Annotated in this window: 13 protein-coding genes; 10 read left to right on the top strand and 3 right to left on the bottom strand. The window is 61.4% G+C overall.

The window, feature by feature from the left end; all coding sequences use genetic code 11:
• Positions 1-32: 32 nt before the first annotated feature.
• The 3 genes from FZ025_RS13855 to FZ025_RS13845 all read right to left on the bottom strand — a co-directional run bounded on the left by FZ025_RS13855 (position 33) and on the right by FZ025_RS13845 (position 4,052).
• Complete coding sequence (locus FZ025_RS13855) at positions 33-347, bottom strand: DUF736 domain-containing protein (protein ID WP_104558274.1); 315 nt, start codon at positions 345-347, stop codon at positions 33-35.
• Positions 348-1,106: 759 nt separating this feature from the next.
• Complete coding sequence (locus FZ025_RS13850; protein WP_046980570.1) at positions 1,107-3,149, bottom strand: ParB/RepB/Spo0J family partition protein; 2,043 nt, start codon at positions 3,147-3,149, stop codon at positions 1,107-1,109.
• Between the two features lie 78 nt (positions 3,150-3,227).
• Positions 3,228-4,052, bottom strand: coding sequence for a DUF932 domain-containing protein (locus FZ025_RS13845; protein ID WP_046980571.1), 825 nt, complete (start codon positions 4,050-4,052; stop codon positions 3,228-3,230).
• Between the two features lie 613 nt (positions 4,053-4,665).
• Here FZ025_RS13845 and FZ025_RS13840 point away from each other — a divergent pair.
• The 10 genes from FZ025_RS13840 to FZ025_RS13795 all read left to right on the top strand — a co-directional run bounded on the left by FZ025_RS13840 (position 4,666) and on the right by FZ025_RS13795 (position 14,183).
• Positions 4,666-5,475, top strand: coding sequence for a hypothetical protein (locus FZ025_RS13840; protein WP_046980572.1), 810 nt, complete (start codon positions 4,666-4,668; stop codon positions 5,473-5,475).
• Between the two features lie 259 nt (positions 5,476-5,734).
• Positions 5,735-6,049, top strand: a complete 315-nt coding sequence (locus FZ025_RS13835; RefSeq protein WP_046980573.1) for a hypothetical protein — start codon at positions 5,735-5,737, stop codon at positions 6,047-6,049.
• On the top strand, positions 6,046-6,414 hold the full coding sequence (locus FZ025_RS13830) for a helix-turn-helix domain-containing protein (RefSeq protein WP_046980574.1): 369 nt from the start codon (positions 6,046-6,048) through the stop codon (positions 6,412-6,414). The genes FZ025_RS13835 and FZ025_RS13830 overlap by 4 nt, the downstream gene beginning before the upstream one ends.
• Positions 6,411-7,301: an ImmA/IrrE family metallo-endopeptidase gene (locus tag FZ025_RS13825; RefSeq protein ID WP_046980575.1), complete on the top strand. Its 891-nt coding sequence runs from the start codon at positions 6,411-6,413 to the stop codon at positions 7,299-7,301. Before FZ025_RS13830 ends, FZ025_RS13825 begins: the two co-directional genes overlap by 4 nt.
• Positions 7,294-8,139, top strand: a complete 846-nt coding sequence (locus FZ025_RS13820) for a thymidylate synthase family protein (RefSeq protein WP_046980576.1) — start codon at positions 7,294-7,296, stop codon at positions 8,137-8,139. The genes FZ025_RS13825 and FZ025_RS13820 overlap by 8 nt, the downstream gene beginning before the upstream one ends.
• A gap of 44 nt (positions 8,140-8,183) precedes the next feature.
• Positions 8,184-9,275 carry a nucleotide kinase domain-containing protein gene (locus FZ025_RS13815; RefSeq protein ID WP_046980577.1) on the top strand — a complete coding sequence of 364 codons (1,092 nt, stop codon included), beginning with the start codon at positions 8,184-8,186 and terminating at the stop codon, positions 9,273-9,275.
• A complete protein-coding gene (locus tag FZ025_RS13810; RefSeq protein ID WP_046980578.1) occupies positions 9,275-10,195 on the top strand; it encodes a nucleoside triphosphate pyrophosphohydrolase family protein in 921 nt (306 codons plus the stop codon). Before FZ025_RS13815 ends, FZ025_RS13810 begins: the two co-directional genes overlap by 1 nt.
• 38 nt (positions 10,196-10,233) lie before the next feature.
• The gene (gene acpS / locus FZ025_RS13805) at positions 10,234-10,647 is read left to right on the top strand and encodes a holo-ACP synthase (RefSeq protein WP_046980579.1); all 414 of its coding nucleotides are present in this window, start codon (positions 10,234-10,236) and stop codon (positions 10,645-10,647) included.
• Positions 10,648-10,656: 9 nt separating this feature from the next.
• The gene (locus tag FZ025_RS13800) at positions 10,657-12,408 is read left to right on the top strand and encodes an ATP-dependent nuclease (protein WP_046980580.1); all 1,752 of its coding nucleotides are present in this window, start codon (positions 10,657-10,659) and stop codon (positions 12,406-12,408) included.
• Positions 12,405-14,183 carry an ATP-dependent helicase gene (locus FZ025_RS13795; protein WP_046980581.1) on the top strand — a complete coding sequence of 593 codons (1,779 nt, stop codon included), beginning with the start codon at positions 12,405-12,407 and terminating at the stop codon, positions 14,181-14,183. The genes FZ025_RS13800 and FZ025_RS13795 overlap by 4 nt, the downstream gene beginning before the upstream one ends.
• Positions 14,184-14,201: the final 18 nt, after the last annotated feature.

Here is a 14,201-nt window from a genome sequence, read left to right as displayed (position 1 = left end):
GCCGCAATGGGCGGGGCGCGGTGGGCGGCCGGTCAGGCCGCCTGGGGCTTGCTGCGCGACCAGATCAGGTCGTGCGTGCCGTCCTCACCTTCGATCAGACGGGCATAGACCGTTGCTGGGAACGAAGGATCATCGAGAGTCACGGACAGGTAATCCCGCCCGGCCTCGCTGGTCTTCTTCCACGCCGCGCCGATGTCGTGACCGGCCGCCTGCAGGCGGAAGTCGGGGGCGTTCTCGCTGCTGCCCTTGTCGTTGGGAACCAGCTTGACCTTGACGTTGAGCGTCAGGGTGCGGAGCGTGCCGGTGAAGCCGTCTTTGTCTGCGGTGAAGGTGCCGATGTTAGCCATGATGAAGTTTCCTTTCGGGTGAACCAAGGCCGCACCCATCGCGTCCTTGTTGTGATCCGGCCGGCGGGGGATGGGCTGGCTGCACCGCGCAGCGGCCGCAACAACGTGAAGGGCCTGGAAGCGCAAAGAATTTGTCCCGCGAGGAAGCCGCGCAGCGGCGGGGAAATTGTTTTCGCGGGAAGGTTGCGGCCATGAAGCCCAAGGCGCAGCCGCGCCCCCACCAGGATTCACGACAAGCCAAGGACGCACGGGCCGCCTGTCCCGAATGGAGACCTGGCCGACTCGGCATCCCCGCATGACGGTTTCACCGGCTTGTGCCCTGACACGGGCAAGGCCAACACCCCAACGACAGGCAAGAACGCGCCTTACCGCTGATCGCGGCCATGTGCTTGAAGCGTGGCGTGGAAGTTCCATAAGCGAGGTCGGGACGGCGTGTCGGTGATCCATCCTTCGTGACGTACAGGCGATGAATTGCCAGCGTCGAGGACGGCACGCTTTCGCACAACCTGCCGCAGCAAGCCGGGGCGTAGCCCCACAAGCCCCGCCCCTTGCGGCGGGGTGCCATCGAAACCTTGCCCGCGTCAGCGGGCACCGATCGTCGTACGCGCGCAAGGCACTTGTGCGCTCGCCACGTCGCCGCCTGGTCGAAGGCGGCGACGTGGCGATTTTGCTTTGGGCGTTGAAACCGGGCGCGGCAGACCTGTCGCGACCGGTTTGAGGTGAAGCCCCGGCGCTGTGCGCCGGGGCCATGCTGCTATGTCACGCGGCGAGCGCGTGGGCTTCCACTTCCTCGGTGGCATCTTCCGGCGCCTCCACGTCCTCCGCGCCTTCCTGCGGCTCCGTGTCGTGTCCGCTCTTGAACAGGGCGGGCATCCAGCCCGTACCATCGGCCAGCCGTTCGGCTTCGCTGGCAATGTCGGCCTTCTTCAACTTCGCCAGCCGGGCAGCGTGCGACGGCGCGAACTCACCCACGGCTTCCAGAATCGCGGCCTTCGGCACATGCTGGAAATACCCGTCTGCGGTGGGCTTCCACCATGCGGCCATATCCAGCCCCACGGCCTGCGCCAGCTCCGCGCCCGGCTGGTGCAACGTGGCGCGGGGCGTCACCACGTCCACGGTTGCCGCCACGCATACCGCCAGCAACCGCACCAGTTCGCCTTGCTCCATCGCCAGCAGCGCGGCGAACAGTTCGGCGCTGTCCTGCGGCAACGCTTCGCCCGCGACTTGCTGCAACTCGCGCAGGGCCACGGCGGCGGGCGAATCGGGCCAGTCCGGGGCCAGGCCTTCCAGCCGGTTTTGCACGGTCAAACGCACGCCCAGCGGCAAGTCGTGGCCGTAGTGGTTGTCCTGCAAGATGGTCTGCACCATGCCATGCACCAGCGCGGCCAGCGCGACTTGCGGATGCCGGGCGACTTCGATTTGCAGCGCGGCGGTGCGGTGCGCGCTCAACCGCTGCGCCAGTCGGTCGGACAGGTTCGCGGCCTTGGGCTGCTCGGCGTTCTCGCTGTCGTCGTCGTTCCCGGCTTCGCCTTCCGCGCTGCCGAAACCCTGCCGCAAGCGTTCCAGCGTGCGCAGTGCCTTGGCTTCGGCTTCGCGCAGCAACCCGCGATGAATCACGGCTTCGCCGCTGCGGTCGAGGGTGACGATGGCACCGGCCACGGCGCGCACCTCCGGGGCGTAGCCCTGCAAGGCTTCCTCCAAGGCTTGCAGTTCCCCGGCGACCTGTTCGCGGCGCGGTTCCAGCGCCTTGGTCTTGTCCTCGTCTTCGGCGTCGTCGGCTTCTTCCAGTTCGGCGTCGATCTTGTCGAGGCGGGTTTGCAACGAGGCGATGCGGCGGGCCTCACGGGCGGTCGGTTCGCGGCGCTGGCGCGGCGCGTTCTGGAACGCCTGCCGCTCGGCGTAGCTCATGTGCGGCACGGCTTCCACCCACGCCCAACCTTCGGCGCGCACGTCCTCGGCCTGCGCATCCAGCTTCTCGCGCACCAGCGTTTCCAGCAGCGCGGCGTCGGTCAGGTAGGTTCCGGCGTCACCTTCCGCGAACAGATCGCGGCGGATGCCGCCGCCCGCCGCCGTGTAGGCGTCCAGCCCGGCGAAGCGCACCAGCGGATGCGTGGCGTCGATTTCGCGTTCGGTCAGGCGTTCGCGCAGCGCGGAAGCACCGCGCTGCCATTCCGGCGCGCCGTAAAACGCGGCTTCCTGTGCGCTGTGGTCGTCGGTGATGGTCAGGGCCATCAACTGTTCCAGCGTGACGGCCCCGGCCCGGTAGTCGGCCAGCAGGCGCGGCGAGACGTTGGCCAGCTTCAAGCGGCGTTGCACCACCAGCGGGGACACGCCGAAGTCGGCGGCAATGTCCTCCACCGGACGGCCTTCCTTGACCAGCGCGGCGAACGCCTCGAACTGATCGGCGGGGTGCATCTGCTCGCGCAGCAGGTTTTCCGCGAGGCTGACGGTTCGGGCAGAGGCATCGGACACCAGCAGGCACGGCACTTCATGATCGGCGGCGATGCGCTTCTTCTTCGCCAGCAGTTTCAAGGCGGTCAGGCGACGATCACCAGCGACCACTTCGTAATGCTCGCCATCGGCGGCGAGGATGACGACGAGGTTTTGCAGCAGGCCGATGCGGGAAATGCTCGCGGCCAGTTCGGGGATGGACAGGCGCGGGGTCGTGCGCGCGTTGCGCTTGGAGCGGCGCGGCAGCAATTGCGAGAGCGGAACCAAAATTAGGTTTTTGGTCGGGTCGGCCACTTCCAGCGGTGCTACGGCTTCGATGGCGATGGTTTCGGTTTGGGTAACGGCGTTCATGGTGATAACTCCTTGCGATTAGGGATACAGCAGCGAGAGAAGCGGCAAGGGCTGCTGCCTGCCCCTGCCGCGTGGGGTTCAGGCTTTCAACTGGCGCAGGCCATCGGCCAGCAGCCACAGGGCGCGATTTAGGCGGATGCCGTTGTCGATGCCCTGCACGGGTCGGGTGGTCTGGCGGCGACCGTTCGCGGCGCGGGCGGAAAGTCCGCCTTTGACGAGGTTTTCCTGCGTGCGGTTGAACACGCTCCACAGGTCGCGGTGGCTGTCGTCCGTGCGGCGCGGCATCAGGACTTGGCTTTCCGTGATGGGCGCGGGCTTGTCCTCGTCGTACTTCAACGCCAGCGCGGCGCGGGCGAACACTTCCGATTCACCGGTGTCGAGTGCGATGGCCTGCATGGCGTCGCGGGATTCTTGCGCCCGGTCGAAGCCATGCAAGACTTCGTAAGCGCCTTCGATGACATGCGCGGCCACGTCGCCCTTGTGGGGTATGCGCACGTCCGCCACGGTGTCTCCGCAGACGAGACCGTTTTGGCACACGAAGCGGAACATTCCAGCGAGCATCTGATAGCTGCTGGTTCCGTCATGCGAGTTCAGCAGGATGATTTCGTTGGCCTCACGGCCATTGATCTGGCTGGCATGGCGCAGCCGGATCATGTGCTTGGTGTAGTCGCGGCGGTCGTCGTTGCGCACGCGGGTCTGGCACACCATGAAAGGCTCGAAGCCTTCCCCGCGCAGTTCTTGCAGCACGGTGGCGGTGGGGATGTAGCTGTAACGGTCCGAGCGGCTTTCGTGCGGGGCGTCCGCGAAGATGGACGGGGCCACGACACGGATTTGGTCATCCGACAAAGGACGTTCCGAACGCAGCACTGGCGAACGGGATGCGAAGCGGGAAGCAAGTTGCATGGTCTTTCTCCTGACAAAGTTGGCTGTTGAAGAAACCGCACACCGGATTCCTAGATTCGGAGCCCAGCCTCTCGGCTGTTCGGTGCGGTCGGCACGAAGAACCCGGTTGGCCTCGTTGCCACCGTCTTTCCTGAGTTCATCGCCCGCGACGGAAGGGAGCCCGTGGACGGGGGCCGTCAAGGAGGCAAGCGCTGGGTTGGTGCGGCCCGCAGGCGCAGCCGAGGACACGGCCCTGCGCGCCTTGACGGCACATGGCCGCGGGCTACAGTCGCGAAGAAGGTGATGAGTTCAGGGAAGACGGCTGGACAGGCAACGACCATCCCTTTGTGCCGACCGCACGCAAGCGAAGCGCGCAGGCCCGAAGCTGGAAGCCGGGCCGTAGGCGTCAGCCGAGCGGAGCGAGGGAACGATGGAAGCCCGAAGGGGGCGAGACGCCGCAGGTGGCTCGATGCGCAGCACGACAGCGCGACCGGCCGCCTTCTTGGCCGGGGACGCCCAGACCTGAATCGGCATTGGGGTACCTGAGCACTCGTTCGATGACGGGCTCCGGGGTACCGACAGAACTGGCTTGGTCAACTACGCTGCCAGGCATCTTCACCATCAAAGACAGGCCATGAGCGCACCCCAATCCGATAACCCCAAGCAGATCTGCGAAAACATCCTCATCGAGGGGAAGCGCTACAACATCGAGCACCGCATCCTGCCCAGCGAGAACGCTGTTGCAGATCGGCTGCTTGCTCGTGGCATCGAGCTGACCGAGGCCTATGAGGAACTGCACGGCAAGCTCCACGCACATCCGCATGCGCTGCAGGTCTTTCTAGGGCTTGTCCTCAGCACCGCCGCGTTCTGGAGCCCGGAGAAGATCGCACAGGCGCGTGCCGCACGCGGCGATCTCGGCAACGTCAACCAGCAGATTGCGAGGAAGGCGGCAGAACTGGCTGGTCTGCTGCAGCAGCGCTCCGATCTTCACAACACCTCCGGCTTCAGCACCGACACCCATTACCACGTGTGCGATGTGATCGAGGCGGCGGCCAAGAGCAATTACCTTTTCACGTCGTACGTCCAGGAGCGCCTCGACGCTCTTCACGGCCAGTTCGATCTGAAGTACTGGCCATCACTGAGCGACGTCCTGCAAGAGCTGGCCTCCGATGCTGAGGATGCAGTCATGGAAGCCACAGACCCCCTGACCGCGGCTGCAACCATGGCTTCGCGCCCGTCCCGGGCCGATTTCATCAAGGCGCTGCTCGCCGCCATCGACGAGAACAGCGGGCGCAACTACGGCCAACTCCCCAACGACTTCAAAGTCACCGACAACACGCTCGCTTCCTTGGCGAGCTGTGTGTTGGGCCTGGGCGCCGACGACCTGGTCGATGGCCCTTACGTGAAGCGGCTCCGTCAGCGTGAACGCGATGGAGCCAAGTAGCCTCCGACGAGCCGTTCGGTGACTGCGTTTTGGGCCGATCAGGTGGAGCCCGATCGGCGACCTCCAGGGGCGCCAAGCGACGCGCGGCGCGGATGGGCTGCCAGCCGATCTCCTGGAGCCAAGCGCGGCGCGCAGGCTGCACCGGGGGCAGAGTCGGATGCCTACGACCGTCGCCGCGCATCCACGGTGCCGCTTGCAGCGATTCAAACGTGATGGTAAGATATTCTTACCGGCCGTAATGGCGTGCAAGGAGGTTCAAATGGATGCTGCTCTGATTCAGACGACCCTGGTGGAAGTGCTGCAGAACATACAAGCCACGAGCGAGCTTGAGTGCCCACCGCTTGGTGGCGCGACGAAACCTATCGAGGAATTGCCGAAGTTCGACAGCAAGATATGGCCCGTCGCCATTGGCATGCTGGGCGCGAAGCTCGGGATCAGCATCGCCAATGATGTGAACATCTTCCGGCAGGACGATTCCAGCATTGCGCTGACGATTGACGAGATCGTGGCAAAGGTCGTAGCCCTGGTAGAAGCCCAGGCCGTGGTTGAACCCAAGCAGGCGAACGCGCAATGACAGACGGCCCGGACACCCATCGCTCGGCGCTCGCCGAACGTCTCCGAGAGGCCAGAAAGGCCGCAGGTCTGTCGCAAGGCCAGGTGGCCAAGGTGCTGCAGATGCATCGGCCGACGGTTTCTGAGATTGAGGCCGGCAATCGCCGTGTTTCTGCAGAAGAACTGACGAGATTTGCGGAGACCTACGATGTCACCGTTTCATGGCTGCTTGGCGAAACAGCCGAGCAGCTCGAGATGAATGACCCGCGACTCCAGCTTGCCGCACGCGAACTGAGCAAGCTGAAGCCCGGCGATTTGGATCGACTGCTGCGGCTGCTGGCGTCGATGCGCAACTCGGACGCCGAAGAGGGAGGGGTGAGTAAATGAGTGCTCAGCTCTCGAACACGTCGACCGCGGGGCGAAAAGCCCTGGTGATGCAAGGCATGCAGGCTTCAATCGCGGCGCGCGTCAAGGCGGGCGTGGATCTCAAGAGTCCCATCTGCATCTATGGCTTGTGCGAGGCGCACAACGTCGCGGTCCGCTTCAACGATATCAATATGGAGGGCATGTACGACCGGATGCCGAAGCCGCGCATCCATGTTTCTGTGCTCAGGCCTTTGGCAAGACGAACTTTCACGTGCGCACATGAACTGGGGCATCACGTTTTTGGACACGGCTCGACCATCGACGAGTTGCGGGAAGATCAGGCCAATAGCGCCGATCGCCCTCCGAACGAAGTTCTGGCTGACGCTTTCGCGGCTTTTGTCTTGATGCCCACGCTTGGCCTACGGGAGGCCTTCGCGAAGCGGGGCTTGGACCCGAACCGCGCGACAGCCCTCGATATGTACGCCATCGCCTGCAATTTCGGTGTAGGGCAGGCGACTCTGGTGAATCACCTCGCCTACGGTATCAACATGATCAACCAGCTGCAGCGTGATCGCCTGGGGCGGATTACACCAAAGATGATCCGCACCGAAGTGTTGGGCGAGGTCACTTCCATGCCGCTAACAGTCGCGGATCAGCACTGGAATTCACCGACGCTCGACATCGAGCAGGACGGGCTGCTGCTGCTGCCAGCAGGTGTGGTTGTGGACGCCTCAATGCTCGCGCCTGAGCGTGAGCTGGCCGCCGGACGACTTTTTCGTGCTGCGAAGTGTGGAATCACGCGAGTGGTTATACCCGGTACCCAGTGGGCGACCTATGTTCGTATAGCCAGGCGTCAGTATGTTGGATTGGCTCGATTTCGTCACCTTGAGGAAACTGCAGATGACTAAGCTTCCCCATTCGATTGGCCCGCTTCTTGTCGACGAGCCTGACATTTCGCGAGCTTGGGCCAAGGCCGTGCTCCACGTCATTGATCATGCTGGTCCCGAGATATCGCCGCTTATCCTGAGCGTGACCGGCTTCGATGAGCGCGGCGTCGTACAGGAAACACCGGCTATCCGCTCGGCGCTTGACACGTTGCTGGCGGCCAAACGTATGCGCAGCGTTGACGATGTGGCTTTTACGATCTTCCCGCAGCGCTTATGGCAGGTAGCGCAAGGAGATCGTGCCGCGCTGTTCCGATACTACAAGGACGCATTTCCGCGCTATCAAGCGATGAACCCGCGAGACAACCGGCGCGGCCTCTACTTTGAGCGAATGACAGGCTATGGCCGGGGGCCCTGCAATGGCAATCAGCTCGAATGGATCCTGTCTCAGTTTGAAGGACGGGAGGGTGTACGGAGGTCGATGTTCCAGGCGAGCGTATTCGACCCAGCCCGAGATCATGTCGCCGATGCTCAACTTCAGTTTCCCTGCCTCCAGCACGTCAGTTTCGAGCCCACCAAACATGGACTTGTCATTAACGCTTTCTACGCGACGCAGCAGCTGTTCGTGAAGGCATACGGCAATTACCTCGGCATTGCCCAGTTGGGAGCCTTTATGGCTCATGAAATGAAAACCGATCTTCTAAGAATGAATGTTGTTGTCGGCGTTGCGAAGTTCGAACGCATCTCCAAGTCCGATGTCGATTTGCAGCCCTTGATCACCGCAGCACGCACAAGTTTCGCTCTGGAGGCGCCGGCTGTGAATGCAGAGCTGCGCGCGCAAGTTGTCGAGACTGCCGCGTGAGGGTTGGCATCAGCAAGAGTTACCAGCCTGCGGAAAGTGATCCCATGGCCGTGCCTGCGCCGACCGTCAGTCCATTGCATTTGCTGCCGATCAAAGTGACGCCGGTATTCGACAGCTACTGGCGGTTCGCCGTGGAGCGGCAGAACGTGTTCTGCCAAAGGTTGAAGGGGAAGTCAGCGCCGTGGACTACCGATCCTGTGATCTCGGTCCACAAGTTTACAAACGCGTATCGTGCTTCGGATCGTGTCAGCCAGTACCTGATCAGGCATGTGATCTACCGTGACGATCTTCCAAATTCGCCGTCCGAGGTGCTGTTCCGTACCTTGCTGTTCAAGCTGTTCAATAAGATCGAGACCTGGAAGTTGCTTGAGCACAGCTTCGGCGAGGTCACCTTCAAGAACTACAAGTTCGAGCACTATGACAAGGTTCTGAGCCAGGCGATGAAGGCGGGGGGCCGAATCTACTCGGCCGCCTACATCATGCCGCCTGGCGGCTCCGCCTTCGGGCATACGGCCAAGCATCAAAACCATTTGCGCTTGCTGGAACGAATGATGGCTGATGACCTTGCAGGCCAGTTGACACAGTTGAAGAAGATGCAGACCGCGTTCGAACTGCTACGAAGCTACCCAACGATTGGGGACTTCCTGGCATACCAGTTCGTGACCGACATCAATTACAGCGAAGTCACGGACTTCTCCGAGATGGATTTCGTCATCCCAGGTCCCGGTGCGCGCGATGGCCTGAAAAAGTGTTTCGCTGACAACGCGGGTCTCAACGAAGCGGAACTGATCCGATTGATGGCTGATAACCAAGAGCGCGAGTTCGAGCGGCTAGGCGTCAAATTCCAATCCCTGTGGGGACGCCGGCTGCAATTGATCGATTGCCAGAACCTCTTTTGTGAGGTCGACAAGTACGCGCGGGTCGCTCACCCAGAGGTGGCCGGAATCTCCGGGCGCACGCGCATCAAGCAAAAATTTTCTCCGACCGGACCTTTGGACCTGCCTTGGTATCCACCCAAATGGGGTATCAATTCCAAGATCGAGGCAGATCTTTCGGGCCGCGTCCACCAGATGCGGGATGAGAAAACCGCGAACAGGTCAACTGCCCAGTCAACCTTGGACTTAGGAAGCTCGTGATGAACTTGAACACCTACCAGCGGGAAGCACAAAAAACCGATCGCGTGCCCTCGCGACGGAAAAGCGGCGATGCAGGGAACGATCTCATGGTTCCTTTGCTCGGTCTGGCAGGTGAGACGGGCGAACTGCTCAGTGAGTACAAGAAGCACCTTCGAGACGGCGATTCCCATCTCCTATTCAGGGAGCGAGTGTCGGAAGAGTTGGGCGACTTGCTTTGGTATGTCGGAAACGTCGCTGCGAAGTTCGATCTCAAGCTTGACGATATTGCGCAGGCAAATCTGAAGAAGACTCGGGACCGCTGGGGGCCGCAGGATACAGGCTCGCTCGCTTTCGATGCCGAGTTCGAAGAGCACGAGCGGTTGCCTCGACGTTTCGAAGTTGAACTCAGCGAGGTCGTCGTTGACGGGCGCAAGAAGATTCGAATGCGCGTCAACGGCAAGAAGATTGGTGACGACCTAACCGATAACGCTGATGACCCTGATGGCTATCGGTTTCACGACGTGTTCCATCTCGGTTATGTCGCCGTACTCGGCTGGTCGCCGGTTATTCGAAAACTCTTGAAGAGGAAGCGCAAGAGCAGCCCTCGTGTAGACGAGGTGCAGGACGGCGGCAGAGCCCAGGTTCTGGACGAGGGCGTCGCGGCGCTGGTTTTTGACTATGCGAAGGAACACCGGTGGCTCGAAGGTGTCGGTGATTTGGACTACAAGTTGCTGCGCACGATCAAAGGTGTGACATCGCTACTCGAAGTGCGAGAAAGGTCGCTTGGAGAGTGGCAGCGCGCGATCTTGGTCGGATTTGAGGTCTGGCGCCAAGTCCTGAGCGCCGGCGGCGGAAAGATACTCGTGGATCAGGATGCTAAGAGTCTGACTTTTCTTGGGCCACCCGATAGCGTGCGACGGAAAGCTCCGCGCAGGTCGTGATGGCTATTGGAAGCTCATAACAACGCAAGGTCCTTGGCATGACCGACAACCATCAGCTCTCTAGGTTCGGGAACGTTGTGGCCCACGGCATAGATGTTGTTGACGTAGCAGATTTCTCCCGGCTGATGAACGAACAGGCCGGCGGCTTCTTGGATCGGTACTTCACTCTTGGGGAACTAGCCACTGCGAATGAAGGAGGCAACAGGGTCGAGAGGCTCGCCTCGCGCTTCGCCATCAAGGAGGCCGTGTTGAAGGCACTTGGTACAGGCTGGGGCGACGGCATCGCATTTACGGATGTCGAGGTCGTGTCTCAGCGGAAAGGCGCACCAACTGTTGCTCTGCACCGCAGATTGGTGGCGATCGCGGACGAACAGGGGATTGTCCGATGGCTGGTGAGTGCGAGCCACACGGCCACGGTTGCCATGGCAAGCGTTATTGCTCTGAGCTCATAAGGGGAGATCATGCATCTGGGGAACTTGACAATCTCGCGTTTCCGGTCGTTCGACAATGTGACCATCAGCCTTCGTTCCGATCTGACTGTCTTGGTTGGCGAGAACAATGGCGGGAAGTCGAACGTTGTCGATGCAATCCGGCTGCTGACACTGCCGCTGAGCGGACGTAGGGAGCGGTATCCAGAAGACGAGGATGTACGACGCCATGCCACTGTCCCCAACTTCCAAATAGAAGGCACTTTTAGGGGGCTTGGGGATACGTTGAAAGGTTTGCTGATCTCGGCTGTGCCGGACCCCACCCAGGATGAGGCGGTCTTTGGCTATCGATACGAGGCACGATCCGAGCGCGCCCCACGCGGCAAGACCACGATGTGGGCCGGGCGCTTCGACACCAACGAGCCTGAGGCTGGCTCCTCCGATCTGATCCGGCACGTGTACCTACCGCCGCTGCGTGACGCGCACCAAGCGCTCGGTACGGGCAGCGGAACGCGGGTCATGGCATTGTTACGCCACTTCCTGCCGAAGGAGCAAGAGCGGGATTTTCTTGCAGGTGTCCGCCGGGCAGTCGCCAGACCCGACATCCTGAAAACGATGAATACGGAGATCGGCACCGCGCTGGGGATGTTGACAAATGGTGTCCGCCCTCAGGTTGCAGCGTTGGACTTCGGGGAGGAAACATTACTCGACGTCGCCCGCGACTTGCGGTTCCGCTTGGCCGACATTGGCCTCGCACCCGAAGACATTCGAGCATCTGGCCTCGGCTACTCTAACTTGCTCTATATGGCCACGGTCGTTGTCGAACTGGCAAAAGCCAAGGAGGCCGACCTGACGATCTTCCTCGTCGAAGAGCCGGAAGCGCATCTGCATCCGCAACTCCAGGTGTTGGTCCTCGAATTCCTTCTGGAGCAAGCACGTCAATCGGCGGCACGCGCCATTGAGGCCGGCAAGCCGGAGGGCCGCATCCAGATCGTGGTCACTACGCATTCACCGAACTTGACAGCATGGGTCTCTCCATCGCATCTGGTGGTCATGAGATCGCGGCGGCGCGAAGAGAATGGGGTAGCGGTCTCTGAATCAGTCAGCGTGCCTATCGCCGAACTCGGACTGAAGCCGAAAACGCTCGACAAGATCAGCCGCTATCTAGATGTGACCCGCTCAGCGCTGCTGTTCGGCAATAGAGCCATCTTGGTGGAGGGAATCGCCGAGGCATTGCTGTTGCCGGTGCTCGCGCAGAAGATCGTTCTTCCCGCAGACGCTGACGGGTGGCTGCGATTCAAGGGAACCGTCATCGTGGCGATCGAGGGCGTGGACTTCCGCCCGTATGTCGAAGTGCTGTTGCGGCCGTATGGCGACGCACGCATTGCAGACCGGTTGATCGTGATCACCGATGCAGACCCGACCGTGCTGGGGAATCGGAAACTCGATCTGGAGAATCTCGCAGTAACACACCGCGCGCGGCAGGCCCTGACGGTGTTGACCAATCAGCACACGCTTGAGCACGAGATTTTCAGCGCGGGCAACGAAGCGTTCCTAAAGAGCGTGTTCCTTCGACTTCATCGCAATTCACGTCGCGACTGGACGGATCGAATAGAAGGTGTCGCAGCGCCAGAACGTCCCGATGCATTCCTCAAACTGATAGAGGCCAAGAAGACCCGTAAGGGCGATTTGGCTCAAGCGATTGCCTCACACATCGCAGCAGGCGAGGCTTTCGTGGTGCCGGACTATCTCGCCGAAGCGATCCGCGGCGCCGCGCACGCATGACCGGCATCCAGGGCCTAACCGGAGAGCAGGAAGCATTTTCCGCGTATGCCGGAGGCGTATTTGTGCATGCCTGCCCTGGTGCTGGCAAGACGCGGACAATCATCGCGCGCTTGATGAGGATCGCAGCCGCATTGCCGGCGCGACATGGCGTGGCGGTGCTGTCTTTCACAAACTCCGCCGTCGACGAATTTCGGGAACGCTGTCGTGCAGCGGCGCTCGATTCCCTATTGAGACACCCCAGCTTCATGGGCACGCTCGATGCGTTCGTTCGTCACTTCGTTGTACTGCCAGGCTGTGCCGTGGCAAGCCGAACGCGTCCGATCATCCTCGACAGCTGGGACAGCCTTGGCGTCGGCATTCGGCTGTCGGGGCAATTCGCCTTCCAAGGTGAGCCGGTGAGCTTGGATCTCTTCGACCCTGAAACCAATGTGATTCTGCCCGACAAGATTGGACACGCCGGACTTCGAAACCATGTTCAACAGCATCAAGCCAGGTATCAACAGGCTGCATCCCTTCGGCGACGTGGCTTGCTTCAGGCTGGCTATTTGAGCGCTGCCGATGCTCGTGTTCAAACTCTGCAGTTGATCCGCGATCCAGTAAGGGGAAGGGCACTAGGGCGTGCGCTGGCGGCACGGTTTCATGAGGTCATGGTGGACGAAGGACAGGATTGCAATCCGCTCGACTTGCAAATCCTCTCCTGGTTGCGGGGACACGGCGTGCGGGTCACCTTCGTGTGCGATCCCGACCAGGCAATCTACGAATTCCGCAATGGCAATCTGGCTGGTATTCAGGAGTTAAAGGACACCTATCCCGCAGAGGCGCGTCATGAGTTCACAGGGAATTTCCGCAGCAGCCCTGCCATCTGCAGGTTGGCTGCAACGCTTAAAAGCCAGGCGCAGGTAGACGACTCCGTTGGTGAGACCGCGACCGTTGCACATCCCGTACTACTTCTGTCATACGGTGGCCGCGGTCCGAGCGCGGCGATCGGCCAGGCCTTCCTTGGTCGGGTGGTCGAACTTGGTTTGGATTCGGCCAATGCAATTGTCTTGGCGCATTCAGGCAATGTCGCGCAGCGTGCCGCCAGCAGTGTGGCCGCGGTTGACTCGAATGGGACCTCGCGGATTGAATCGCTCGCCCGACGAGTGGCCGAGTTCTGGTCACCTGCCGCGACGGCGCGGTCCAAGGAAACGGTAGTGCAAGCGGCGGAAGCCCTGCTACTGGACTTCATGGGTTTGCGTCAGGAAGGCGAGCATCTTCGGCGGGCCTTCGAACGGACAGGTATGGACCGGCGCGCACATCGTCGACGAACTTTGACTCTCCTCATGAATCTACCCAAGGTGTGCGGGAATACCGACGCTGATCGCCTCGCGTGGATCGACACCGTGCATGCGCAGGTTCAACTGCTTGGCCTACCGCTGCCTCCGGGTGTGACGATGCGTACGTTCTTCCGAAAGCCGCCCAATGGGCAGTGGTCAAGTCATCTTCAGATTCCAACCGAAACCGGGCTGAGGTGCGCCAAGATTCATGAGGCGAAAGGGCGTGAGTACGATGCTGTCTGCGTCGTAATTCCTCCCAATCGAGCCCCGAGGAACCGCAGCGAGGCGCTTTTCGAATCGTGGGCAGATCGGATCGAAGCGGAGGCAAAGCGCGTGGTCTACGTCGGTGTCACTCGGGCGAGGCACCTTAGCGCTCTGGCTGTTCCAACTGCTTTTGCTGACCGTTGTGCCGCCCTGATGACGGACGGTGATGTCCCCTTTGCTAGGAGGAACATTTGAAGGTACTGACCACACGGT

The sequence above is a fragment of the Xanthomonas hyacinthi genome, from assembly GCF_009769165.1.
GTDB classification, from domain to species: domain Bacteria; phylum Pseudomonadota; class Gammaproteobacteria; order Xanthomonadales; family Xanthomonadaceae; genus Xanthomonas_A; species Xanthomonas_A hyacinthi.
The sequence above is the reverse complement of the archived record's forward strand: the minus strand, read 5'-3'. Positions and strand labels throughout refer to the sequence as shown.

Excerpts from the sequence above, each read along its gene's own strand:
- FZ025_RS13795 (WP_046980581.1), top strand. The coding sequence starts at position 12,405 with ATGACCGGCATCCAGGGCCTAACCGGAGAGCAGGAAGCATTTTCCGCG.
- FZ025_RS13845 (WP_046980571.1), bottom strand. The coding sequence starts at position 4,052 with ATGCAACTTGCTTCCCGCTTCGCATCCCGTTCGCCAGTGCTGCGTTCG.
- FZ025_RS13835 (WP_046980573.1), top strand. The coding sequence starts at position 5,735 with ATGGATGCTGCTCTGATTCAGACGACCCTGGTGGAAGTGCTGCAGAAC.
- FZ025_RS13855 (WP_104558274.1), bottom strand. The coding sequence starts at position 347 with ATGGCTAACATCGGCACCTTCACCGCAGACAAAGACGGCTTCACCGGC.
- FZ025_RS13840 (WP_046980572.1), top strand. The coding sequence starts at position 4,666 with ATGAGCGCACCCCAATCCGATAACCCCAAGCAGATCTGCGAAAACATC.
- FZ025_RS13850 (WP_046980570.1), bottom strand. The coding sequence starts at position 3,149 with ATGAACGCCGTTACCCAAACCGAAACCATCGCCATCGAAGCCGTAGCA.
- acpS (WP_046980579.1), top strand. The coding sequence starts at position 10,234 with ATGACCGACAACCATCAGCTCTCTAGGTTCGGGAACGTTGTGGCCCAC.
- FZ025_RS13825 (WP_046980575.1), top strand. The coding sequence starts at position 6,411 with ATGAGTGCTCAGCTCTCGAACACGTCGACCGCGGGGCGAAAAGCCCTG.
- FZ025_RS13820 (WP_046980576.1), top strand. The coding sequence starts at position 7,294 with ATGACTAAGCTTCCCCATTCGATTGGCCCGCTTCTTGTCGACGAGCCT.
- FZ025_RS13810 (WP_046980578.1), top strand. The coding sequence starts at position 9,275 with ATGAACTTGAACACCTACCAGCGGGAAGCACAAAAAACCGATCGCGTG.
- FZ025_RS13830 (WP_046980574.1), top strand. The coding sequence starts at position 6,046 with ATGACAGACGGCCCGGACACCCATCGCTCGGCGCTCGCCGAACGTCTC.
- FZ025_RS13800 (WP_046980580.1), top strand. The coding sequence starts at position 10,657 with ATGCATCTGGGGAACTTGACAATCTCGCGTTTCCGGTCGTTCGACAAT.
- FZ025_RS13815 (WP_046980577.1), top strand. The coding sequence starts at position 8,184 with ATGGCCGTGCCTGCGCCGACCGTCAGTCCATTGCATTTGCTGCCGATC.